General features: G+C 72.8%; 21 protein-coding genes. 5 read left to right on the top strand and 16 right to left on the bottom strand.

The features are described 5' to 3' along the window. Position 1: 1 nt before the first annotated feature. A complete protein-coding gene (locus tag ACFVVO_RS27990; protein WP_390058458.1) occupies positions 2 to 847 on the bottom strand; it encodes an NAD-dependent epimerase/dehydratase family protein in 846 nt (281 codons plus the stop codon). A gap of 123 nt (positions 848 to 970) precedes the next feature. Between ACFVVO_RS27990 and ACFVVO_RS27985 the strand changes: the two genes are divergently transcribed. Then, a complete protein-coding gene (locus ACFVVO_RS27985) occupies positions 971 to 1819 on the top strand; it encodes a helix-turn-helix transcriptional regulator (protein ID WP_390058456.1) in 849 nt (282 codons plus the stop codon). A gap of 18 nt (positions 1820 to 1837) precedes the next feature. Here the strand turns inward: ACFVVO_RS27985 and era are convergent, their stop codons facing one another. Continuing rightward, entirely contained in the window at positions 1838 to 2791 is a 954-nt protein-coding gene (era, locus tag ACFVVO_RS27980; RefSeq protein ID WP_390058454.1) for a GTPase Era, read from the bottom strand. 174 nt (positions 2792 to 2965) lie between these two features. Here era and ACFVVO_RS27975 point away from each other — a divergent pair, with 174 nt between their 5' ends. Beyond that, the gene (locus ACFVVO_RS27975) at positions 2966 to 4288 is read left to right on the top strand and encodes an ammonium transporter (RefSeq protein ID WP_390058452.1); all 1323 of its coding nucleotides are present in this window, start codon (positions 2966 to 2968) and stop codon (positions 4286 to 4288) included. Then, positions 4285 to 4623: a P-II family nitrogen regulator gene (locus ACFVVO_RS27970; RefSeq protein ID WP_390058450.1), complete on the top strand. Its 339-nt coding sequence runs from the start codon at positions 4285 to 4287 to the stop codon at positions 4621 to 4623. The genes ACFVVO_RS27975 and ACFVVO_RS27970 overlap by 4 nt, the downstream gene beginning before the upstream one ends. A gap of 19 nt (positions 4624 to 4642) precedes the next feature. Here ACFVVO_RS27970 and ACFVVO_RS27965 read toward each other — a convergent pair whose 3' ends face one another. Together ACFVVO_RS27965 and ACFVVO_RS27960 are read right to left on the bottom strand one after the other, a co-directional pair. Continuing rightward, on the bottom strand, positions 4643 to 5005 hold the full coding sequence (locus tag ACFVVO_RS27965) for a cytidine deaminase (RefSeq protein WP_390058448.1): 363 nt from the start codon (positions 5003 to 5005) through the stop codon (positions 4643 to 4645). A 28-nt stretch (positions 5006 to 5033) separates the two neighbouring features. Next, positions 5034 to 5894, bottom strand: coding sequence for a helix-turn-helix transcriptional regulator (locus ACFVVO_RS27960; RefSeq protein ID WP_390058730.1), 861 nt, complete (start codon positions 5892 to 5894; stop codon positions 5034 to 5036). Between the two features lie 109 nt (positions 5895 to 6003). Between ACFVVO_RS27960 and ACFVVO_RS27955 the strand changes: the two genes are divergently transcribed. Further along, on the top strand, positions 6004 to 7470 hold the full coding sequence (locus ACFVVO_RS27955; RefSeq protein WP_390058446.1) for an MFS transporter: 1467 nt from the start codon (positions 6004 to 6006) through the stop codon (positions 7468 to 7470). On the opposite strand, the gene ACFVVO_RS27950 is transcribed toward ACFVVO_RS27955, so the two are convergent. From ACFVVO_RS27950 to ACFVVO_RS27915, 8 genes are all read right to left on the bottom strand, one after another. Continuing rightward, the gene (locus tag ACFVVO_RS27950) at positions 7455 to 8474 is read right to left on the bottom strand and encodes a S66 peptidase family protein (protein ID WP_390058444.1); all 1020 of its coding nucleotides are present in this window, start codon (positions 8472 to 8474) and stop codon (positions 7455 to 7457) included. The genes ACFVVO_RS27955 and ACFVVO_RS27950 overlap by 16 nt on opposite strands. 41 nt (positions 8475 to 8515) lie before the next feature. Continuing rightward, a complete protein-coding gene (locus ACFVVO_RS27945) occupies positions 8516 to 8875 on the bottom strand; it encodes an MmcQ/YjbR family DNA-binding protein (protein ID WP_390058442.1) in 360 nt (119 codons plus the stop codon). Beyond that, a complete protein-coding gene (locus tag ACFVVO_RS27940) occupies positions 8872 to 10170 on the bottom strand; it encodes a hemolysin family protein (protein WP_390058440.1) in 1299 nt (432 codons plus the stop codon). Before ACFVVO_RS27940 ends, ACFVVO_RS27945 begins: the two co-directional genes overlap by 4 nt. Positions 10171 to 10186: 16 nt before the next feature. Beyond that, a complete protein-coding gene (gene ybeY / locus ACFVVO_RS27935) occupies positions 10187 to 10684 on the bottom strand; it encodes an rRNA maturation RNase YbeY (protein WP_390058438.1) in 498 nt (165 codons plus the stop codon). Positions 10685 to 10696: 12 nt separating this feature from the next. After that, a complete protein-coding gene (locus ACFVVO_RS27930; RefSeq protein WP_390058436.1) occupies positions 10697 to 11776 on the bottom strand; it encodes a PhoH family protein in 1080 nt (359 codons plus the stop codon). Positions 11777 to 11973: 197 nt separating this feature from the next. Further along, complete coding sequence (locus tag ACFVVO_RS27925; protein ID WP_390058728.1) at positions 11974 to 13098, bottom strand: carbohydrate kinase family protein; 1125 nt, start codon at positions 13096 to 13098, stop codon at positions 11974 to 11976. A 115-nt stretch (positions 13099 to 13213) separates the two neighbouring features. Beyond that, on the bottom strand, positions 13214 to 14503 hold the full coding sequence (locus tag ACFVVO_RS27920; RefSeq protein ID WP_390058434.1) for a glucarate dehydratase family protein: 1290 nt from the start codon (positions 14501 to 14503) through the stop codon (positions 13214 to 13216). After that, complete coding sequence (locus ACFVVO_RS27915) at positions 14500 to 15396, bottom strand: 5-dehydro-4-deoxyglucarate dehydratase (protein WP_390058727.1); 897 nt, start codon at positions 15394 to 15396, stop codon at positions 14500 to 14502. The genes ACFVVO_RS27920 and ACFVVO_RS27915 overlap by 4 nt, the downstream gene beginning before the upstream one ends. Before the next feature lie 355 nt (positions 15397 to 15751). Here ACFVVO_RS27915 and ACFVVO_RS27910 point away from each other — a divergent pair, with 355 nt between their 5' ends. Continuing rightward, positions 15752 to 17026 carry an MFS transporter gene (locus ACFVVO_RS27910; RefSeq protein WP_390058432.1) on the top strand — a complete coding sequence of 425 codons (1275 nt, stop codon included), beginning with the start codon at positions 15752 to 15754 and terminating at the stop codon, positions 17024 to 17026. Here ACFVVO_RS27910 and ACFVVO_RS27905 read toward each other — a convergent pair. The 4 genes from ACFVVO_RS27905 to ACFVVO_RS27890 form a co-directional block, all read right to left on the bottom strand. Next, positions 16990 to 18018 carry an adenosine deaminase gene (locus ACFVVO_RS27905; protein WP_390058430.1) on the bottom strand — a complete coding sequence of 343 codons (1029 nt, stop codon included), beginning with the start codon at positions 18016 to 18018 and terminating at the stop codon, positions 16990 to 16992. The genes ACFVVO_RS27910 and ACFVVO_RS27905 overlap by 37 nt on opposite strands. Positions 18019 to 18038: 20 nt before the next feature. Beyond that, entirely contained in the window at positions 18039 to 18944 is a 906-nt protein-coding gene (locus ACFVVO_RS27900) for a ribonuclease Z (protein WP_390058428.1), read from the bottom strand. Between the two features lie 6 nt (positions 18945 to 18950). Further along, a complete protein-coding gene (locus ACFVVO_RS27895; protein WP_390058426.1) occupies positions 18951 to 19304 on the bottom strand; it encodes a histidine triad nucleotide-binding protein in 354 nt (117 codons plus the stop codon). Positions 19305 to 19369: 65 nt separating this feature from the next. After that, positions 19370 to 22576: a S41 family peptidase gene (locus ACFVVO_RS27890; RefSeq protein WP_390058424.1), complete on the bottom strand. Its 3207-nt coding sequence runs from the start codon at positions 22574 to 22576 to the stop codon at positions 19370 to 19372. Between the last annotated feature and the right edge of the window lie 35 nt (positions 22577 to 22611).

The following is a 22611-nucleotide window of genomic DNA, read 5'->3' as shown; positions in this document are numbered from 1 at the left end:
GTCACAGGGCGCCGGCGTCCCGGGCGCTCCACAGGGTCGGGAACCGGGGGCGGTAGCCCAGCTCGCGGCGGATGCGGTCGGTGGAGACGAGCCCGTACCAGGGGTCGGGGTCGGGGCCGTCCGCGGGCGGCTCGGCGCCGAGGAGCTGGTGGATCTCCAGGACCGTGGCCGGGGCGTCGTCGGCGATGTTGTAGATCCGGCCGCCCGCACCGGGGGCGTGGAGCAGGCGCGTCAGCCCCTGGGCGACGTCGGCCACGTGCACGAGATGATGCCGTTTGGTGGCCGGCTGGCTCGCGGTCCAGCGGGTGATGCCGGGCAGGTGCGGGTCGCCATCGCCGTAGACGAAGGCGAGCCGGCCCACCCGCACGTCGAGCCCGTCCAGCGCCAGCAGCCCGCGCTCGGCCTCCAGCTTGGACTCCGGGTACGTCATCCACATCGAGCCGCCCGGCACCGTCGGATCGTCCTCGACGAGCGGCCGGCCGCGCCCGGTGCCGTACGACAGGATCGTGCCGGTCTGGACGAAACGCCGTACCCCGGAGGCGACCGCCGCCCGGCCGAGTTCCACCGCGGCGTCCCGGTTGACCGCCCACACCTCCTCGTCCGGCACACCGCGGAACGAGGCGGCGACGTTGACCACGGCGTCGGCCCCGGCGAGAGCCTTGCCGAGTACGTCGGTGTCACGAAGGTCGCCGACGACGACCTCGGCGCCGAGGTCGGCGAGGTCGGCGGCGCGGGTCTCGTCGCGCACGAGCACACGGATCCGCTCGTCCGGCCGGGACTGGGCGAGCAGCCGGGGGACGAATCCGCGTCCCACCTGTCCGGTGGCGCCGGTGATCAAGGTCAGCATGGCTGGGTTCCTCTCGTTCGGTGCCCCCAGCCTCGGTCTCGTTCGGCGGCGCCGGGAGAGACCTCCCGATCGGGGGACCGGCGGTCCCTGGATAACACCGCCGGACTGCCGCAGCCTTAGAGGGTGAACCGAGCCGAACTCGCCGACTTCCTGCGCCGCGGCCGGGCCCGCCTGGAACCGTCCGACGTGGGCCTCGCAGCCGGCGCCCGCCGCCGTACCCCGGGACTGCGCCGGGAGGAGGTGGCTCAACTGGCCGGGATGTCCGTCGACTACTACACCCGGCTGGAACAGCGCCGCGGCCCCCGCCCGTCCCGCCAGATGCTGACGGCGCTGGCGCGCGCCCTGCGTCTGACCGACGACGAACGGGACCATCTCTTCCACCTGGTGGGCGAGGAGCCCCCGCGGCGGGGCGCGGCCTCCGCGCATGTGCGCCAGGGGCTCCTGCTGGTCCTGGACCGGCTGTACGACTCACCGGCCCAGGTGGTGACGGACTGCGGCACGGTGCTGGCGCAGAACGCCCTGGCCAGAGCACTGGTCGGGGACGCGCTCGCCCGTCCGCCGCGCGAGCGGAACCTGACGCGGCGGTTCTTCCTGGACCCGGCGGCCCGCGACCTCTTCCCGCCGGAGGACCTTCCGGCACACGCCTACGACCACGTGGCCAACCTCCGCGCGGTGGCCGCGGCCCGTCCCGACGACCCGGAACCGGCCGCCCTGGCGGCCGAACTGCGTTCGGCCAGCGAGGAGTTCGCCCGGCTGTGGGAGGCGCACGAGGTCTCCCTGCGCCGTCCGTCCACGAAGCGCTTCGTGCACCCGGTGGTGGGCCTGCTGGAACTGGACTGCGAGGTCCTGCTGAGCCACGGACGCCATCAGCACCTCATCATCCACACGGCCCGCCCTGGCACGGAGTCGTACGAGAGGCTGCGGCTGCTGCGGGTGGTGGGGCTGCAGGACATGACCCCGGCGAGCCCGTGAGCCCGTCCGGGGATGCCCTCAGAAGCCCAGCCGGCGCAGCTGCTTGGGGTCCCGCTGCCAGTCCTTCGCCACCTTGACGTGCAGGTCCAGGAAGACCGGCGTACCCAGCAGCGCCTCGATCTGCTTGCGGGACTTGATGCCGACGTCCTTCAGCCGCTTGCCCTTGGGCCCGATGACGATGCCCTTCTGGCTCGGGCGCTCGATGTAGAGGTTGGCGTGGATGTCCAGCAGCGGCCGGTCCGCGGGGCGGTCCTCGCGCGGGAGCATCTCCTCCACGACCACCGCGATGGAGTGCGGCAGCTCGTCGCGGACGCCCTCCAGGGCCGCCTCGCGGATGAGTTCCGCGATCATCACCTGCTCGGGCTCGTCCGTGAGGTCGCCCTCGGGGTAGAGGGCGGGGCCCTCGGGCATCAGCGGGATCAGCAGGTCGGCCAGGAGGTCCACCTGCTTGGCGCCGACGGCCGACACCGGCACGATCTCCGCCCACTCGATGCCCAGGTCCTTGCCGAGCTGGTCGATCGCGATGAGCTGCTCGGCCAGGGTCTTGGAGTCGACCAGGTCGGTCTTGGTGACGATGGCGACCTTCGGGGTCTTGCGGATCCCGGCCAGCTCCTTGGCGATGAAGCGGTCGCCGGGACCGATCTTCTCGTTCGCCGGCAGGCAGAAGCCGATCACGTCGACCTCGGCCCACGTCGTCCGCACGACGTCGTTGAGCCGCTCGCCGAGCAGGGTGCGCGGCTTGTGCAGCCCCGGGGTGTCCACCAGGATCAGCTGGGCGTCGGGGCGGTGCACGATCCCGCGCACCGTGTGCCGCGTGGTCTGCGGCTGGTCGGCGGTGATCGCCACCTTCTGCCCGACCAGAGCGTTCGTGAGGGTGGACTTGCCCGCGTTGGGGCGGCCCACGAAGCAGGCGAAGCCGGCGCGGTGGACGGTCTCGCCCGACGGCTCGGATGACTGGGTACGAACGCTCATGGCGTTCATTGTCCCTGATCCACGGGACCGCGCCGTACCAACGGCCGTCACCGTCTCTTGATGTGAGCTTGACGAAACCCCTACGCAACGAAACGTCACCGAAACACACCCGTACGCAACCGGAAATGCCGACCGGTGACCCTCTGACGAGCCCCCACACCGTTGGAGACGCCCATGACCCTCGCCGCAGCCCACGTCGACACCGGCGACACCGCATGGCTCCTCGCCGCCACCGCCCTCGTCCTGCTGATGACCCCGGGTCTGGCCCTCTTCTACGGCGGCATGGTGCGCACGAAGAGCGTCCTCAACATGCTGATGATGAGCTTCGTGTCGATCGCCCTGGTGACGGTGGTCTGGCTGGCGGCCGGCTACTCGCTCGCCTTCGGGGACGACGTCTTCGGCGGGCTGATCGGCGGCCTGGGGCACTCCGGCATGAGCGGGATCGGCCCGGGCAGCGTGCACGGCACCGTTCCCACCCTGCTCTTCGCCACCTTCCAGCTCACCTTCGCGATCATCACGGCGGCCCTGGTCAGCGGCGCCGTCGCGGACCGCACGAAATTCTCCGCCTGGCTGGTGTTCGTCCCGGTCTGGGCGCTTGTCGTATACGTTCCCGTGACCCACTGGGTGTGGGGCCCCGGCGGCTGGATCGTGGACCGGCTCGGGGCGCTCGACTTCGCCGGCGGCATGCCCGTGGAGATCACCTCCGGTGCGTCCGGACTCGCCCTGTGCCTGGTGCTCGGGCCCCGGCTCGGGTTCAGGAAGGACGCCATGCGGCCGCACAACCTGCCCATGGTGATCCTCGGCGCCGGTCTGCTCTGGTTCGGCTGGTTCGGCTTCAACGCGGGCTCCGCGCTCGGCGCGAACGGCCTCGCCGCGGCGGCCTTCCTCAACACGCTCGCGGCCGGCTGCACCGGCCTGCTCGGCTGGCTCTTCGTCGAGCAGAGGCGCGACGGCCACCCGACCACCCTGGGCGCGGCCTCCGGCGCGGTGGCCGGGCTGGTCGCGATCACCCCGTCCTGCGGCACGGTCTCCCTGCTGGGCGCGCTGGTGGTGGGCCTGGCCGCCGGTGTCGTCTGCTCCTACGCGGTGAGCTGGAAGTTCCGGCTGAACTACGACGACTCGCTGGACGTCGTCGGCGTCCACCTGGTCGGCGGCATCATCGGCACCCTGCTGATCGGCCTGTTCGCCGAGAAGGCGATGACCGGTGGCGCCGAGGGCCTGTTCTACGGCGGCGGGCTGGTCCCGCTGGGCAGGCAGCTGCTGGCCGTGGCGGCCGTCGGGGCGTACGCCTTCGGGGTGACGTACGGCCTCGGCAAGCTGATCGACCGGGCGCTGGGCTTCCGGGCGAGTGAGGAGCAGGAGCACACCGGCCTGGACCTTACGGTGCACGCCGAGACGGCTTACGATCACGGGGTCCTGGGCCACGGCGCCCCGGTCAACCACTCCCTCGTCGCCGCCCAGCAGGCCCCCACCCGGAAGGTCGAGAGCCAGGCATGAAGCTCATCACCGCGATCGTCAAGCCGTACCGTCTGGACGAGGTCAAGACCGCCCTGCAGGAACTGGGCGTGCACGGCCTGACCGTCAGCGAGGCGAGCGGGTACGGCCGGCAGCGCGGCCACACCGAGGTCTACCGGGGCGCCGAGTACCGGGTCGACCTGGTGCCGAAGGTGCGCATCGAGGTCGTGGTGGAGGACGCGGTCGCCGACGACGTGATCGACGCGATCGTCAGGGCCGCGCAGACGGGGAAGATCGGGGACGGCAAGGTCTGGGCGCTGCCCGTGGAGACCGTCGTGCGGGTGCGGACCGGCGAGCGCGGCCCGGACGCCCTCTGACGGGCAGCGCCGGGGTCGGCTACTCGGCGGTGCCCGCCGGGGCCGTCCGCCGCACCTCTCCGTCGGGTCCGGCGAGCAGCACCGGCGTCCCGGCCCCGCCGAGGTCCGCCACGGCGGCCCGGTCCTCCGGCGCGACCTCCTCGGTCTCGCTCACCACGGCCGCCGCCTCCAGCGACCGCGCGCCCGAGGCCACCGCCATCGCGACGGCGGTCCGCAGGGCGCTCAGCCGCAGCGAGGGAAGCTGCACCGACCCGGCGGCGTAGGTGCGTCCGGTCTCGTCCCGTACGGCCGCCCCCTCGGGCACACCGTTGCGGGCGCGCACGGAGCGGGCCAGCGTGACGATCTTGCGGTCCTCGGGGTCAAGCGCGTTGCTGTCGGTCATGCCCAGAGCATACGAAGCCACCGCGGGTTCATCCCGCCACGGGGTGTATGGCGTCCCGCCGCCCCTCGGGAGACGCCAGCCACTCCAGCTTCGCCGCGGTGTTCTCCTCGTCCAGCGGAGTGTGCAGCACGATCATCAGATCGGGCCGGGCCGGCACCTTCATCACCGTCGATTCCACGACCAGCGGCCCGACCAGCGGGTGGGTCAGTTCCTTGCGCACCTGCCCCTGGTCCTCGATGTCCCGCTCGGCCCACAGCGCCACGAACTCCGGGCTGCGCGCCGACGCCTCGGTGAGCACCGCCTGGAACCCCTCGTCGTCCGGCCGGGCCGCGCAGGCGGCCCGGAACTGGGCCACGACCGTCCGCGCGTTCCGCTCCCAGCTATGGCTGCGCGACCGGTACAGCGGATCGACGAAGAAGTCGACGAGGCAGTTCTGGGTGATGTCCGGCCGCATGCCGAGGACCAGCGCCGCCGCGTCGTTGTACATCACGCAGTTGTAGTACGTGTCCATGATGTGCGCCGGATAGGGCATCCAGGTGTCGATGAGCCGCCGCAGCCCCTCGCACATGTCCCGTTTCTCCGGCGCCACTTGGGGCGCCGGCGGGTTCATCCCGGCCAGCAGGTACAGGTGCCGGCGTTCGGCGTCGCTGAGCCGGAGCACCCGGGCGACGGCGTCGAGGACCTGCGGCGAGACGGAGATGTCCCGCCCCTGCTCGAGCCACTGGTACCAGGACGCGCCCACCCCGGCCAGCACGGCGACCTCCTCCCGGCGCAGTCCGGGCGTCCGCCGCCGGCCCCCGCCACCCGGCAGCCCGGCCTCCTCGGGGCTGACCCGGGCCCGCCGGCTCATCAGGAACTCCCGCAGCTCGTCCCGCCGTTGACTGCGCATCGCCTCCGCAGCGGCCACGTACCGCTCCTCCCCCGTCGTGTCTGGTGGTGCCACCACCACCATAAGTTCCGACTCCCCACGCGTGTTCCGTTCGCCCGAAGCTCTGTCCATGGCGTTCGACACCACCACTCAGACCACCACCCAGGATCCCGCCCCCGCGGGCGAACCGCTCGGCATCCCCCGGCTGTCGACGCGGGACAGGCTGATCCTCTTCGTCCTGTGCGCGGCCCAGTTCATGGTCGCGCTGGACTTCTCCGTGCTGAACGTGGCCCTGCCCGAGCTGGGCACCGACCTCGGCATGAGCCGCTCCGCCCTGCAGTGGGCGGTCACCGCGTTCGCGCTCCCCTCCGGGGGCTTCCTGCTGCTGTTCGGCCGCGTCGGCGACCTGTACGGCCGCCGGAAGCTCTTCCTGACCGGCCTCGCCCTGTTCGGCGCGGCCTCCCTGCTGGCGACCCTGGCCTGGGACCCGGTGTCCTTCCTCACCGGGCGCGCGCTGCAGGGCCTCGGCGCGGCGGCGATCGTGCCGACGGGCATGTCCCTGCTCACCACCACCTTCCCGGAGGGCCCGGCCCGCGACCGCGCCCTCGGCATCTCCGGCACGCTGCTGTCGCTGGGCTTCACGATCGGCATGGTGGCGGGCGGCGTCCTGACCGACGCGCTCGGCTGGCGCTCCACCATGGCCCTGCTCACCGTGTTCGCGCTGACCGTGCTGCCGCTCGCGCCGGGTCTGCTGCCGGAGTCCCTCCCCCCTCGCCTCAAGGGCATGGGAGGTGCCCCCGTCCCGGACCGCCCGCGCCTCGACGTGCCCGGCGCGGTCACCGTCACCGCCGGCCTGCTGTCGCTGATCTACGCCCTGTCCACGGCCGCCGACCACGGCTTCGGCCGCACCGACGTCATCGCGGCGCTGATCGCCGGCCTGCTCCTGCTGATCCTGTTCACGGCCGTGGAGTCCCGCTCGGCCTCTCCCCTGGTGTCCCTGCCCATGCTGCGCCGCCGCACGGTGGCGTGGGGCAACCTGGGCGGCCTGGTCACCTTCTCGATGATGTCGACGGTGATCTTCGTCCTGACCCTGTACCTCCAGGAGACCCTGCGTCTGTCGGCCTTCGAGACGGGTCTGGTCTTCGGCTTCCAGGGCGCGCTGTCGGCGGTCGCCGGAACGCTGGCTCCCCGGGTCATCGGCCGCTTCGGCGCCCGCCGGACGCTGGTCGGCTCGCTGACCGGACAGGGCGCGCTGATCGCCACCCTGCTGCCGCTGAACGCCGACAGCTGGTCGGTGTGGCTCGCCGCGGCCGCGGTGTCCCTGGCGAGCATGTGCCACCTGGGCGCGATCATCTCGTACGGCCTCACGGTCACCTCCGGCGTCCCGGACGAGGAACAGGGCCTGGCCACCGGCCTGGTGACCTCCACCCAGCAGGTGGGCATCACGGTCGGCATCCCCCTGCTGGGCGTGCTGGCCACCACCTCCCGCGACCTGCTGTCCGGCGTCCACACGGTGCTCGCGCTGGACGCGGCGATCGTGCTGACCGCCGCCGTCCTCGTCGGACTGGGCCTGCGCCGGGGTCAGTCCAGGGTCTGAACGATCTCGCTCCGCGCGGCCGTGTGCACCACACGGCCGCGCGCGCCGTTCACCAGCGCCAGGTAGGGCGACACGTGCCCGCACTCGATGTCGGCGACGATCGGCACCCCGAGCGGGCCGAGGGCGTCGAGGACCGCCTCGTGCTGGGTGAGGGTGCGGCCGTCGGGGGCCTTGGTGCGGCCCACGAGGACGGCGGCGGCGCGGTCGAAGAACCCGGCGAGCCGCATGCCGTGCAGATTGCGGCAGATGGTGTAGGCGTTGTCCTCGCAGGCCTCGACGTAGACGAGCAGGTCGTCGCCGTCAGCGAAGGACCGCGTGTCCAGCAGGCGTGTGCCCGCGAGGTTGACCAGGGTCTCGACGCAGCCGCCGATCAGCCGGCCCTCGACGTCCACGTCACCCGTGCCGTCGAGCCGGGTCCACGTGCCGGCCGTGTCCAGGGTGAGGTCGCGGACCTCCGGGTGGAGCGCGTAGTCGTCCCAGCCGGTGGCGCGGTGGCGGCCGGGCGGGGTCTGGACGAGCGGCTGTCCTTGCGGGGCGGTCACGACGTCCAGCCAGGACAGCAGGCCCTCGGGCGTCCGGTAGGGCGTGTCCATGAGGTTGTTGCCGTGCACGGTGGCGACACCGGTGCGCAGGGTCAGCGGGGTGATGATCGTCGAGATGTCCGACCAGCCGACGACCCAGGTCGGCTCGGCCCGCCCGATCGCCTCGAAGTCGAGCAGCGGCAGCAGGTCGATGGCGGTCTCCCCGCCCCACGGCGGCACCACGGCCCGGATGGTGGGGTCGGTCAGCATCCCGGTCAGTTCGGCGGCGCGTTCGGCGGCCGGGGCGCTGATGTGGGTCGAGCCGTCCATGCACCGGCCAACGACGACCTCGTAGCCGCGCGCTTGGAGGTCCCGGATCGCGACGTCGAGCCGCCCCCGGTGCTCCTTCGCCACTCCGCTGGACGGAGAGGTCACGCCGATACGGTCACCGGGGCGCAGGGGGCGCGGATATCGAACAGTCATGCGCGATTCTGACATGCCGTCAACGGGCCGTGACAAGGCATTTACGGCCGGTCCAGCCGCAGCCGCTCCGCCCTCGGCAGCCCCGCGACGACGAGGTCGTAGGAGTCCTCGATCAGCTCCCGGACCTGGCGGTCCGGCAGACCGCCGTCGACGGTCACGGTGTTCCAGTGGCGCTTGTTCATGTGCCAGCCGGGGACGATCAGCCCCTCGTGCTCTCCGCGCAGCCGCACCGCGTCCTCCGGGTCGCACTTGAGGTTCACCGTCAGGGGCCGCGCGCCCAGCTCCGTCAGGGCGAACATCTTGCCGAGGACCTTGAACACGGAGGTCTCCGGGTTGAAGGGGAAGTCCTCCACGACCGCGTTGAAGGACAGGCAGAAGGCGCGCAGCTCCTTGGGGGTCACCCGGGCGCCCCTCCCTCGACGGGCTTGCCGGCCGGCTCCACCAGCACCGTCACGATCTTGTTCCGGCGTCCGGCCGCCGCCTCCGCGGTCAGCCGGAGCCTGCGCTCGTCGGGGAGTTCGACCTCGGCGGACGCGCCGGCGATGGGGACGCGGCCGAGCGCCTTGGCGAGCAGCCCGCCGACGGTCTCCACGTCCTCGTCGTCGTACTCCTCCAGGCCGTACAGCTCGCCGAGGTCGGTGATGTCCAGGCGCGCGGTGACCCGGTGGCGGTCGTCGCCGAGGTCCTCCACGGGCGGGAGCTCCCGGTCGTACTCGTCGGTGATCTCGCCGACGATCTCCTCGAGGATGTCCTCGATGGTGACGATCCCGGCGGTGCCGCCGTACTCGTCGATGACGACGGCGACGTGGTTGCGCTCCTTCTGCATCTCGCGCAGCAGGTCGCCGGCGTTCTTGGTGTCGGGGACGAAGACGGCCGGGCGCATGGCGGTGGACACCAGGTCGTTCTCGGCGTCGCGGCTGATGTGCGTCTTGCGGACCAGGTCCTTCAGATACACGATCCCGACGATGTCGTCCTCGCTCTCGCCGGTGACCGGGATGCGGGAGAAACCGGAGCGCAGGGCGAGGGTGAGCGCCTGCCGGATGGTCTTGTAGCGTTCGATGACCACCAGGTCGGTGCGCGGCACCATCACCTCGCGCACCAGGGTGTCGCCGAGTTCGAAGACCGAGTGCACCATGCGGCGCTCCTCGTCCTCGATCAGCGACTCCTTCTCGGCGAGGTCCACCATCGCGCGCAGTTCGGCCTCGGAGGCGAAGGGGCCGCGGCGGAAGCCCTTGCCGGGGGTGAGCGCGTTGCCGATGAGGATCAGCAGCGACGGGACCGGGCCCATGATCCGGGCCAGCGGCAGCAGCACGTACGCGGCCGCCGTCGCCGTGTTGAGCGGGTGCTGGCGGCCGATGGTGCGCGGCGAGACGCCGACGGCGACGTACGACACCAGCACCATGACGCCGATGGCGACCAGCAGGGCCTGCCAGGTGGCGGCGAACTGCTGCAGGCAGGCGTACGTCACCAGGGCCGCGGACGCCATCTCGCAGGCGACGCGGACCAGCAGGGCCACGTTCAGATAGCGGGTGGGGTCGGCGGCGACCTGGGCCAGCCGGGCGCTGCCGCGCCGGCCGGACCTCACGGCCTCCTCGGCCCGGAAGCTGGAGACGCGCGCGATGCCCGCCTCGGCGCAGGCGGCCAGCCAGGCGACGACGACCAGCGCGATCGCGCCGATCACGATCTGCGGATTCATACGTGGACCGACCCGCCTACGAGACGGTCGGCGCCGGGGACGGCCCGGTCAGTCCCCGCTCGGACCGCCATCCGTCGACGATGGCGGCCTGGAGCCCGAACATCTCGGCCTTCTCGTCGGGCTCCTCGTGGTCGTACCCGAGCAGATGCAGCAAGCCGTGGACGGTGAGCAGGTGCAGCTCCTCGTCCATGGAGTGCTGCGTCGGCGCTTCGTCGCCCTGCTTCTTGGCGACCTCCGGGCACAGCACGATGTCGCCGAGCAGTCCCTGCGGCGGCTCCTCGTCGTCCTTCGACGGCGGCCGCAGCTCGTCCATCGGGAACGACATGACATCGGTGGGCCCGGGCAGGTCCATCCACTGGATGTGGAGCTGCTCCATGGCGTCGGCGTCCACGACGATCACCGAGAGCTCGGAGAGCGGGTGGATGCGCATCCGCGCGAGCGAGTAGCGGGCGATGTCGAGGATCGCCTGCTCGTCGACCTCGGTGCCGGACTCGTTGTTGACGTCGATCGACATGGGCGTGCTGGTCTACTTCCCCTTGGAACCCTTGGCGCCGGTCCTGCCACGGCCGCCCTGGTGGGGACCGTTCTCGGTGCCGTGCTTGCTGTCGTACATCTCGTACGCGTCGACGATACGGCCCACCAGCTTGTGCCGTACGACATCCTGGGACGACAGCCGGGAGAAGTGGACGTCCTCGACGCCCTCCAGGATCTCCTGCACCTGCCGCAGACCGCTCTTGGTGCCGTTCGGCAGGTCGACCTGGGTGACGTCACCGGTGATCACGATCTTCGAGTCGAAGCCGAGCCGGGTGAGGAACATCTTCATCTGCTCGGCCGAGGTGTTCTGGGCCTCGTCCAGGATGATGAAGGCGTCGTTGAGCGTACGGCCGCGCATGTACGCGAGCGGCGCGACCTCGATGGTCCCGGCGGCCATCAGGCGCGGGATCGAGTCCGGGTCGAGCATGTCGTGCAGCGCGTCGTACAGCGGGCGCAGGTAGGGGTCGATCTTCTCGTAGAGCGTGCCGGGCAGGAAGCCGAGCCGCTCGCCCGCCTCCACCGCCGGGCGGGTGAGGATGATCCGGTTGACCTGCTTGGACTGCAGGGCCTGGACCGCCTTGGCCATGGCCAGATAGGTCTTGCCGGTACCGGCGGGGCCGATGCCGAAGACGATCGTGTGCTTGTCGATCGCGTCGACGTACCGCTTCTGGTTGAGCGTCTTGGGCCGGATCGTCCGGCCGCGCGAGGACAGGATGTTCTGCGTCAGTACCTCGGCCGGGGTCTCCGGGCCGTCGTTCGTCCCGTTCTCGCTGGCCTTGAGCATGGCGATCGAGCGTTCCACTGCGTCCTCCGTCATCGGCTGCCCGGTGCGGAGCACCAGCATCATCTCGTCGAACACGCGCGAGATCAGGGCGACGTCCGCGGGATCGCCGACCGCGCTGATCTCATTGCCCCGGACATGTATGTCGGCTGCCGGGAAGGCCTTCTCGATCACGCGCAGGAGGGAGTCGCCGGAACCCAGCACGGTCACCATGGGGTGCTGGGCGGGGACGGTGAGCTGTGCTCGCGCCTGCTCCCGCGCGGGGATGTGAGCTTGCGATGTCTGAGTCATGGGCCGGCGCTTAAGGCCTGCGGTTCCTCCTCGTCACGGCCGCGTAGCTGAGGGCGGCCTCGCAAGTCCAGAGTACGACGGGCCGCTGACAACGCCGTAGGGCTTTTCCGTGAGAGGACGGCCCCTCGGCGGGGCCGGCCTTCACAGCGCACGCGGTCGAACCGCGGGCGGGGTGGTGCGGCGGGAGCCCCGTACCGTCACGCCGACCGCCCGAACCCGATCGTCGGCACCGCCCGCCGCAGCGGCCACGGCCGGTCCAGCTCCTCGGGCACGAGCGCGTCGAGGAAGCCGTACCGGCGCAGCGCCTCGGGGTTCTGGCCCGGCACCGACTGGACGCGGCGCCACCACGCCCCGATCTCGGACCACCCCGGCGCCGACAGCGAGCCCCCGAACTCCTGCACGGACAGCGCCGCGGTGAGTCCCGCGAGCGCGAGCCGGTCGGCGAGCGGCCGGCCGGCCAGGGTTCCCGTGACGAACCCGGCCACGAACACGTCCCCGGCCCCGGTGGGATCCAGCGCCTCCACCGCGATGGCCGGGACCTCCGCGGTCTCCCCGGTGCGCCGGTCCACGGCGTACGCCCCCTCCGCGCCGAGGGTGACGACGGCCACCGGGACGTGCTCGGTCAGCGCGTGCGCGGCCGCGCGCGGGCAGTCGGCCCCGGTGTACCGCATCGCCTCCGCCGCGTTGGGCAGGAACGCCTCGCAGTGACCGAGGTCCGGGAGCCCGGCCAGGTCCCAGGTCCCGGACTCGTCCCAGCCGACGTCGGCGAAGATCCGGGTCCCCGTGCGGGCGGCCTCCGCGATCCAGGGGGCGCGCTTGCCGGGGGCCAGCGAGGCCACGGCGGCCCGCGCGCGGGGCGGGAAGTCCGGCGCCGGTTCCTCCGGGGGCGGTTCGTGGCCGTGGGAGACCATCGTCCGCTCCCCCTCGTACGCCATGGAGACGGTGACCGGGGAGTGCCAGCCGGGCACGGTCCGGGAGGGCGCGAGGTCGATGCCCTCGCCCTGGGCGAGGGCGTCCCAGCAGTACTCGCCGTAGTGGTCGTCGCCGAACGCCGCCGCGAGTGAGGTCCGCAGGCCGAGCCGGGCGAGCGCGGTGGCCATGTTGGCGACCCCGCCGGGGCTGGAGCCCATCCCCCGGGCCCAGGACTCGGTGCCGCGCACGGGTGCCGAGTCCAGGCCGGTGAAGACGATGTCGAGGAAGACGGTGCCCGTGAGGTACACGTCCCAGGGCGGGTCGCCGGGTGCCCGGAGGGCGGCGAGCGGGTCGACCTGGGCCTGGCCGCGCGCTGCCTGTGTGAGGTGTTCGGGTTCCTCTCCGGCGATCGTGCGGGACGGGGTCACGGTGCGCTCCCTGAGCTGGTGCGGATCTGGCCAGTGTGCACCACTTCCCGCCAGGGGCACGGCCGCTCGCACCGGCGGCGACGTCACCGTCGGGGCGTCACCAGCGGGGCATCACCGGCGTCCGCCACCGGGGTTCGGCCAGCCGCATCGCCGCCGCGTCGTCGCGGTCCCGCAGCGCGCCGTCGTCCCGCGTCCACCGCCGGTGCAGCCGGGCCAGTTCGTCCCGGTCCAACTCGACGCCGAGGCCTGGCGCGTCGGACACCGCGACCCGGCCGCCGGTGAAGGCGAGCCGCTCGGTGAGGACGTCCTCGGACTGCCAGGGGTAGTGGGAGTCGCAGGCGTGGTGGAGGTTCGGCACGGTCGACGCCACGTGGGTCATGGCGGCGAGGCTGATGCCGAGGTGGGTGTTGGAGTGCATGGACATCCCGACACCGAAGGCGGCGCAGATCGCGGCGAGCTGCCGGGTGTTGCGCAGCCCGCCCCAGTAGTGGTGGTCGGAGAGCACCACCTGCACGGCGTCCTCGGTGAACGCCTCCCGGATCTCGCCGAAGGTGGTCACGCACATGTTGGTGGCAAGGGGGACGGGGGTCCCGGCGGACACCTCGGCCATCGCGGAGGTGCCCAGCGTCGGGTCCTCCAGGTACTCGAGGACGTCACCGAGCTCCTTCGCGACCTTCAGCGAGGTCTCCACCGACCAGGCGCCGTTGGGGTCGAGGCGCAGCGGGTGGCCGGGGAAGGCCTCGGCGAGGGCGCGTACGGCGGCGATCTCCTGCTCGGGCGGGAAGACGCCGCCCTTGAGCTTGAAGGAGGTGAACCCGTACCGCTCCTTGAACAGGCGTGCCTGGGCGACGACTCCGGCCGGGTCGAGGGCGGCGCCCCAGTCGTCCGGCTCGCAGGCCACGCCCTCGGGATGCCCGGCCCACTTGTAGAAGAGGTAGGCGCTGTACTCCACCGTGTCCCGGAGCCTGCCGCCGAGGAGCGCGTGCACGGGCAGTCCGAGCGCCCTGCCCTGGGCGTCGAGGCAGGCCACCTCGAAGGCGGACAGCACGGACAGCCGGAGCTTGTCGGCGCTCTGCACGCCCCGCAGCCCGCCGGCGTCCACGGCGCCCCGGACCCGGCTCTCGTCCACGGCGAGGTCCAGCGCGAAGAGTGCGTTCACACCCATGACCGAGCGTCCGGTGAGCCGTTCGGCCAGGGGGTGGGCCAGCTCCAGGTACTTGGTGTCGCCGTAGGTCTCGCCGAGGCCGGTGATCCCCTCGGCCGTGACGACCTCCACGATCAGCCGGGGGGTGTACGGCTGGTGCACGCCCTGGGTGTTGAGCAGCGGCGGGTCGGCGACCAGGATCGGTGTCAGGCGCACCTCGGCGATGGTCAGGTCACGGGTCACAGGGAGGCTCCTACGAGGTCGAGTCCGGCGGTGAGCAGGGCCCTCAGCTCGGCGAGGTCGGCGGGCGAGGGGTCGGTGAGCGGGGCCCGGACCGGGCCGACGCGCTCCCCGCGCAGCCGGGCCGCCGCCTTCACCAGGGACACCGCGTAACCGGGGACGCGGTCTCGGAGTTCGACGAGGGGGACGTAGAAGTCGCGCAGCAGTCTCCCGGTCGCGGCGTGGTCGCCGTCGCGCAGCGCGGTGAAGAAGGCGCCGGCGATCTCGGGGGCGAAGGCGTGCACCGCGGAGGAGTAGGCGGGGACGCCGACAGTGGCGTAGGCGCGGGCCTGGATCTCGGCGGTGGCGGCGCCGTTGAAGAACAGGAAGCCCTCGGGGGCGGCGAGGGTGAGGCGCTGGAGGCGGTCGAGGTCACTGTGGCCGTCCTTGAGGCCGATGACGTTCGGGATGCGCGCGATGCGCCGCAACGACGCCACGGTATAGGCGACCTGGCCGCGCTGGTAGGCGACGATCGGCAGCCGGGTGCGCTCCGCGAGCCGCTCGAGCTGGGCGGCGAGGCCCTCCTGCGGCGCGGCGACGAGGTAGTGCGGCAGTACGAGCAGGGCGTCGGCGCCGGCCTCCTCGGCGATCCGCGCGAACCGGGCGGCCTGCGCCCAGCCGTACCCGGTGCCGGCGACCACGGGCACCCGGCCCGCCGCCTCCTCGACGGCGATGGTGACGACCTGCCGGTACTCCTCCTCGTCCAGGGAGAAGAACTCCCCTGTACCGCAGGCCGGGAAGACGGCTCCCGGTCCGGCGGCGAGCCGGCCCGCGACATGCGCGCGGGAGCCGTCGGGGTCGAGGGTGCCGTCGTCGTGGAAGGCGGTGAGCGGGAAGGACAGCACGCCGCGCGCCATGCCCTCCCGCAGTCGTCGCGCCACGTCCTGCGGACTTCGGTCGCCACCCACCAGACCATCTCCCGTTGTGAATGCCGTCTATGTATGAGAACTGAGGCTAGATACACGAACAGGGAGCCGTCAATGGCGCCCCGACAGCCGGACGGCGACACGGGAGGCGGGGGTTCGGCGAACGCGCGCGTTTACCCGTGATCATTCGACCCAAACACAATAGTGACTCAGATCACTCCAGCTGATCTTTTTCCAGAACCGCGTGCTTGATACAACTTGCTCGCGCGTTCCCGTCCGTCGACGGCCGTCGCCCTCCCCTCTCCCCGGCTCTAGAGCCGCTCCTTCGCCTGCCCTGGGAACGCCTGTGTCCGCCCCCCGCTCCATGCCCTGGCCCCTCGTCGCCCTCTTCACGGCCGGGTATCTCGCCCCGTATCTGCTGCCGACCACCGTCGGCCGGCTGGACACCGGGCTTCCGCTCACCACCACCCAGGCCGGGGCCATCGGCAGTGCCCTGCTGCTGAGTTCGGCGGCCGCGGGCTTCCTGCTGGCCTCCCGGGTCGAGCGGGCCGGCGCCCGCACCCTGGCCCGCCTCGGCCTCACGCTCGCCTTCCTCGGCTACGGCGGGGCCGCACTCAGCGAGGCCGTACCGGCCGTCGTCGTGGGCGCGCTCCTCGGCGGGTTCGGCTCCGGCACGGTCACGGCCGTCGCCGCCAGTGGCATCGCCGCCCTGGGGGCGCCCCCAGCTCGAGCGGAGTCGAGGGACTGGGGGAGGGACCCGCACCGGGCCACCACCTTCGGCCTGCTCGGCGTCTCCGCTCTCGCCGGTGCCCTCTATCTGACGATCCCCCGCCTCGGCCCCGGCCACGGCCTGCCGCTCGCCGCGATCGCCCTGACCGCGCTCGCGGTGTGGCCGTTCACCGGCCGGCTGTCCGGCGCCACGGCCCCGGCCCGCCGTCCGGCCGGGCCCGGCGCCCGGCTGCCCCACCGGCGGGCCGGACTGCTGCTCGCCGCGGCCATGCCCTGCTGGTCACTGGCGCAGAACGCGCTGTGGGGCGTGAGCGGACGCATCGGCCTCGGCCAGGCCCACCTGACCGAGGTCACCGTCGGCGCGGTGTTCGCCGTCGCACTCGGCGCCGGACTGGTCGGCGTGTTGGGCGCCGGGGCGCTCGGGCCGCGCCTCGGCCGGGCCGTGCCGATCGGCGCGGGTACGGCGCTCATCGCGGGCTGCATCGTGCTCAGCGCCTCGGCGACCGGCCTGCCGGCCTTCGCGGCGGGCGAGATCTCCTGGAACCTGCTCTACCCGGTCGTGCTGTCGTACGTCATCGGCCTGGCCGCGTCCCTGGACCCGCGGGGCCGCTGGGCGGTGCTGGTCGGCTCGGCGGCGTCGCTGGGCACGGCGGCGGGCCCGCTGACCGGGAGCGTGCTGGCGGCGGGCGCGGGCTTCGCGGTCATGGGCCAGGTCCTGGCCGTCGGCCTGCTGGCGATCGCGGTGCCGATGACGGTGGTGGCGCTGCGCGCGGGCCGGCTGCCGCTGCCCGTGGTGGAGATCCAGGTGGAGGCCCCGGTCCCGGCCGCGCAGGAGGCGTACGACACCGCCGCCGCCTACCCGAACTCGTACGCCTCCACCTCGGCGAGGTAGCGGGCCCGGCGCTCCTCGTCGTCCTCCAGGAAGGAGGCGAGGAAGGAGTTGCGGGCCAGCTCCCGGAGCCGTTCGTCGCCGAGGCCCAGCTCCGAGCGCACCGCGTCGAAGTTGTCGCCGGCGTACCCGCCGAAGTAGGCGGGGTCGTCGGAGTTGACCGTGCACCGCAGCCCGGCGTCCAGCATCGCGGGCAGCGGGTGCTCGGCGAGCACGTCCACCGTGCGCAGCCGGACGTTGGACAGCGGGCACAGGGTCAGCGGGACGCGGTCCCGGACCAGCCGCTCGACCAGCGCCGGGTCCTCCATGCACCGCAGGCCGTGGTCGACGCGCTCCACGCCGAGGACGTCCAGGGCCTCGGTGATGTACTCCGGCGGGCCCTCCTCACCGGCGTGCGCCACGCGGCGCAGCCCGAGCGCGGCGGCGGCCTCGAACACCTCCCGGAACTTCACCGGCGGGTGGCCGACCTCGGCGGAGTCGAGGCCGACGCCGGTGATCCGGTCCAGGTAGGGCCTTGCCGCCTCCAAGGTCTCGAGCGCCGACTCGGCGGATTCGTCGCGCAGGAAGCACAGGATCAGCCTGGTGGAGACGCCGTGGTTCGCCTCTCCCCCGCTCTCGGCTTCGCTCGCGCGGGGGGACCCCCACCGCCCGAGCCCCCGCCACAGCCCCTCCACGACGGTGCCCATGCTCACCCCCCGGGCGAGGTGGGCCTGCGGGTCGAAGAAGATCTCCGCGTGCCGGACGCCCTGCGCGGCGGCGCGGGCGAGGTAGGCGTCGGCCAGGTCAGCGAAGTCCTGCTCGGTGCGCAGGACGGCCATCAGCTCGTAGTACAGGTTCAGGAAGGACTGCAGGTCCTCGAACCGGTACGCCTCGCGGAGCTGTTCGGCGTCGGCGTAGGGCAGCTCGACACCGTTGCGGGCGGCCAGCTCGAACGCCAGCTCCGGCTCCAGGGTGCCTTCGATGTGCAGGTGCAGTTCTGCTTTGGGGACGGGCATCAAAGCATCGTACGGGGGTTTTATCTCCGTTTCGGAACCGGCACCCGCAGCAGGTCGTACGCCACGGTCAGCTCGCCCTCGAACCCGGCGGCCCGCGCCTGCCGCTCGAACTCCTCCGGGTCCGGGTAGCGCTGGCTGAAGTGGGTGAGGACGAGGTGCCGCACCCCGGCGTCGCGTGCCACGGCCGCCGCCTGTCCCGCCGTCAGATGGCCGTGGTCCGCCGCCAGCGCGGCGTCCTCGTCGAGGAACGTGGACTCGATGACGAGCAGGTCGCAGCCCTCGGCGAGCGCGTGCACCCCGTCGCACAGCCGGGTGTCCATGACGAACGCGAACCGCTGCCCGCGCCGCACCTCGCTGACGTCCTCCAGCGTCACGTCCCCGAGCCGGCCCTCGCGCTGGAGGCGGCCGACGTCCGGGCCCCCGATGCCGTGCGCGGCGAGCCGGCCGGGCAGCATCCGGCGCCCGTCGGGCTCGGTCAGCCGGTAGCCGTAGGACTCGACGGAGTGGGACAGCTTCCGGGCCTCGAGCGTGTACGACGGGGTCGCGGCAAGGATGCCGTCGGCGGCGACCGGTGCCTCGGTGAGGCGGACCGTCTCCCGGTAGGCGGTCGCGTACCGCAGCCGGTCGAAGAAGCGCTGACCGGAGCGCGGGTAGTGCGCGGTCACCTCGTGCGGCACCTGGTCGAGGTTGATCCGCTGGATCACTCCGGCCAGCCCCAGGGAGTGGTCGCCGTGGAAGTGCGTGACGCAGATCCGGTTCAGGTCGTGGGCGGCGACCCCGGCGCGCAGCATCTGCCGCTGGGTGCCCTCGCCGGGGTCGAACAGGATGCCCTCGCCGTCCCAGCGCAGCAGGTAGCCGTTGTGGTTGCGGTGCCGCGTCGGGACCTGGCTCGCGGTGCCGAGGACGACGAACTCACGGACGGACATGACCGGTTATCCGGGGGGCCATTCCAGGCCACGGCCGCCGAGGACGTGCGCGTGGGCGTGCCAGACGGTCTGGCCGGCGCCGCTGCCGGTGTTGAAGACGACGCGGTAGCTGTCCAGCTTCTCCTCGTCGGCGATGGCCTGCGTCTCGGCGAGCACGTCGGCGGCGAGCCGCGGGGCACCGGCGGCGAGTTCGGCCGCGTTCTTGTAGTGGGCCTTGGGGATCACCAGGACGTGGGTGGGGGCCTGCGGGTTTATGTCCCGGAAGGCGACGGTGGTCTCGGTCTCGCGGACGATCGTCGCCGGGATGACCCCCGCGACGATCTTGCAGAACAGGCAGTCGTCCTGCGGTTCCCCTGCCATGCGTGTGCCTCCTCACGCCGGTGATCAGTACCGGGGCATCGTATCGGGGGTGCCGCGGAATCCGGTCACGGCAATTCGGGCGGCGTCCTGGCGGGAGTCGCCTCCAACGCCTCCAGGGCCAGCCTGATCGCCTCGTCCAGTTGGACGTCCCGGCCCGCCGTGTGGTCCTGCGGGCGCTGCACGACCTCGACGTCGGGGTCGACGCCGTGGTTCTCCACGCCCCACCCGGCGCCCTCCAGCCAGAACGCGTACTTCGGCTGGGTGATCAGGGTGCCGTCGACCAGGCGGTAGCGGCTGTCGATGCCGATGACTCCGCCCCAGGTGCGGGTGCCGACGACGGGGCCGATGCCGAGGGCGCGGATCGCCGCGTTGACGATGTCGCCGTCGGAGCCGGAGAACTCGTTGGCGACGGCGACGACGGGACCGCGCGGGGCGTCCCTCGGGTAGCTCTCGGGCCGCATCCCGCGCGGCAGGTCCCAGCCGACGATCCGCCGGGCCAGCTTCTCCACGACGAGCTGGGAGGTGTGGCCGCCGCGGTTCTCCCGGACGTCGACGACCAGCCCCTCGCGGGCGACCTCGATACGCAGGTCGCGATGGATCTGGGCCCAGCCGGGCGCCTGCATGTCGGGCACGTGCAGATAGCCGAGCCGGCCGCCGGACCGCTCGTGGACGTGGGCGCGGCGGCCGGCGACCCAGGCGTGGTAGCGCAGGGGCTCCTCGTCCGCGAGCGGGACCACGACCACGTGCCGCAGATCGCCGCCGCCGGCCGGCGAGACGGTCAGCTCGACGGGCTTGCCGGCCGTGCCGATCAGCAGCGGGCCGGGTCCGGTGACCGGGTCGACCTGCTGCCCGGCGACCGCGACGATCGCGTCCCCGGGGCGCATGGCGACGCCGGGCGCGGCCAGCGGGGAGCGGGCGTTCGGGTCGGAGGTCTCCGAGGGCAGGATGCGGTCGACGCGCCAGCCGCCGTCCTCGTGGCGGGAGATGTCGGCGCCGAGCAGTCCCTGCCGGGCGCCGTCGCCGAAGCCGCCGCGCGGGGTGACGTAGGCGTGCGAGGTGCCGAGTTCGCCCTGCACCTCCCACAGCAGGTCCACCAGGTCGTCGTGGGTGGCGAGGCGGTCGAGGACGGGCCGGTAGCGGTCGAGGACGCCGTCCCAGTCGACGCCGCCCATGTCGGCCCGCCAGAAGTTGTCCCGCATGATGCGGCCCGTCTCGTCGTACATCTGCCGCCATTCGGCGACCGGGTCGACGGTCTGCCGGATCCGGGTGAGGTCGACGGCGATGTTCGAGTCGCTGTCCTCGTCGTCGGAGGCGTGCCGGTCGGCGGGTACGACCCTGAGCCGGCCGTCGCTCCACAGCAGCACCCGTCTGCCGTCGCCGCTGACCTCGAAGTGGTCGGCGTCGGCGGCGAGATGTTCCAGGCGCTGCTGGGCGAGGTCGTAGCGCTCGAGCCGGGTCTTCGGGTCGGGGGCGTCGGGCGTGGCGCGGCCGGAGCCGAGGACGCCGCGCACCGGGTGGCGCAGCCAGAGCACCCCGTCCTTGGCCGCGCGCAGGTTGGAGTAGCGGGCGGCCTCGACCGGGAAGGGCACGATGCGGTCGGCGAGGCCGTCGAGGTCGATCCGGGTCGCCGGGGTGCCCTCGCTGTCCGGCGTCTCCTCCTTGTCGGGAGTGCCGAAGGGCCGGCCGTGCCGCTGCGGTCCGAACGGGGACGGGGTGGTCGCGGCGAGGGTGATCAGGTGCGGGCGGACGCCCTCCACGAAGGCCAGGTCGAAGACGTGCTCGTCGTAGACCGGGTCGAAGGAGCGGCTGGAGAGGAAGGCGAGGTGCTTGCCGTCCAGGGTGAAGGCGGGCGCGTAGTCCTGGAAGCGCAGCGGGGTCGCCTCGGTGACCGACAGGTCGGTGGTGTTGGCGAGGCGGAGCTGGGAGAGGGGGTGGGGCCCGGGGTGGGCCCAGGCGAGCCAGCCGGAGTCGGGTGAGAAGGCCAGGCCGTGGACGTCGCCGTGCTCGCTGCGGGTCACCTCGCGCACCTCGCCGGTCTCCCGCTCGACCAGCAGCAGCCGCCCGTCGTGCGCGGCGACGGCGGCCCGGCTGCCGTCGGGCGCCATGGCCAGTTCCAGGACGCGGCCGAGCCGTCCGGCGGCGAGCCGGCGCGGGGGCGTGCCGAGGGCCGCGCCGGTGGCGGGCGCGAACTCCAGGGCGTCCTCGCCCTCGGCGTCCGTCACCCACACCACCCACTCCTCGCCCTCGGAGCGGAAGGTGCGCGGCAGCCGGGTCCGTACGCCCGGCTGGGCGGCGAGCGCGCGGGCGGGGCCGGAGCGGTGGGTGACCCAGTGGACGGCGCCGCGCACGGCGACCGCGCTGCCGCGCGCGGTGTGGTCGGGCGCGGCGGTACCGAACCAGTGGGAGGCGTTCACCGGGAACGGCTGGAGGTCCACGCGCGGTCCGCCGAGCCGGATGTCCAGCCGGCGCGGCTCGGCGCCGTCGAGGTCGTCCAGCAGCCAGAGTTCACCTGCGCGGGAGTAGACGACCCGGGTGCCGTCGGTGGCGGCGTGCCGGGCGTAGAAGCCCTCCAGCGGGGTGTGCCGGCGCAGGTCGGAGCCGTCGGCCAGGGAGGAGTACAGCGCGCCGGTGCCTTCGTGGTCGGAGAGGAACGCGATCCGGTCGCCTGCCCACAGCGGGTACTCGATGTTGCCGTCCAGCTCCTCGTGCAGCCGGACGAACTCGCCGTCGCCCTCCCGGTCGATCCACAGCTTGCCCGCCGTGCCGCCCCGGTACCGCTTCCACCAGGCGGCCTCGCGGCCCATCGGGGCGGACAGCAGCACGGTGTGCGGGCCGTGGGCGACATCGCCGACCGGCCCGTACGGCAGGGTGGCGGCCGGTCCCCCGTCGAGCGGGACGGCCCGGGCCCAGCTTCGGCGCAGGCTCGCCTGGCCCTGGGTGCTGAGCGCGAGCACCTCGCCGTCCGGGGTCCAGCCCCGCACCTGCGTCCGCCAACTGCCCCAGTGCGTCAGGCGCCTTGCGGGGCCGCCGGCCACCGGGGCGACGTGCGCCTCGGGGGCGCCGTCGCGGGTGGAGGTCCAGGCGACGGCGGTGCCGTCGGGCGAGACGCGGGGGTGGTTCACGGGGACGTTGTCGGCGCTGACCCGCCAGGCACGCCCGCCGTCCAGCGGGGCCAGCCAGACGTCGTCCTCGGCGACGAAGGTCACCAAGTCGCCGTGCGGGTGCGGGAATCGGAGGTAGCCGGAGGATGCCGTCGAAGCCGCCTGAGTCACCCCGTCACTGTACGCAACGACCGGTGTCCACCGCT

Origin of the sequence: Streptomyces sp. NPDC058145 (assembly GCF_042884245.1) — a bacterium.
Taxonomy (GTDB): domain Bacteria; phylum Actinomycetota; class Actinomycetes; order Streptomycetales; family Streptomycetaceae; genus Streptomyces.
Note: the sequence above shows the minus strand (reverse complement) of the source record. Positions and strands in the feature narration are given on the sequence as shown.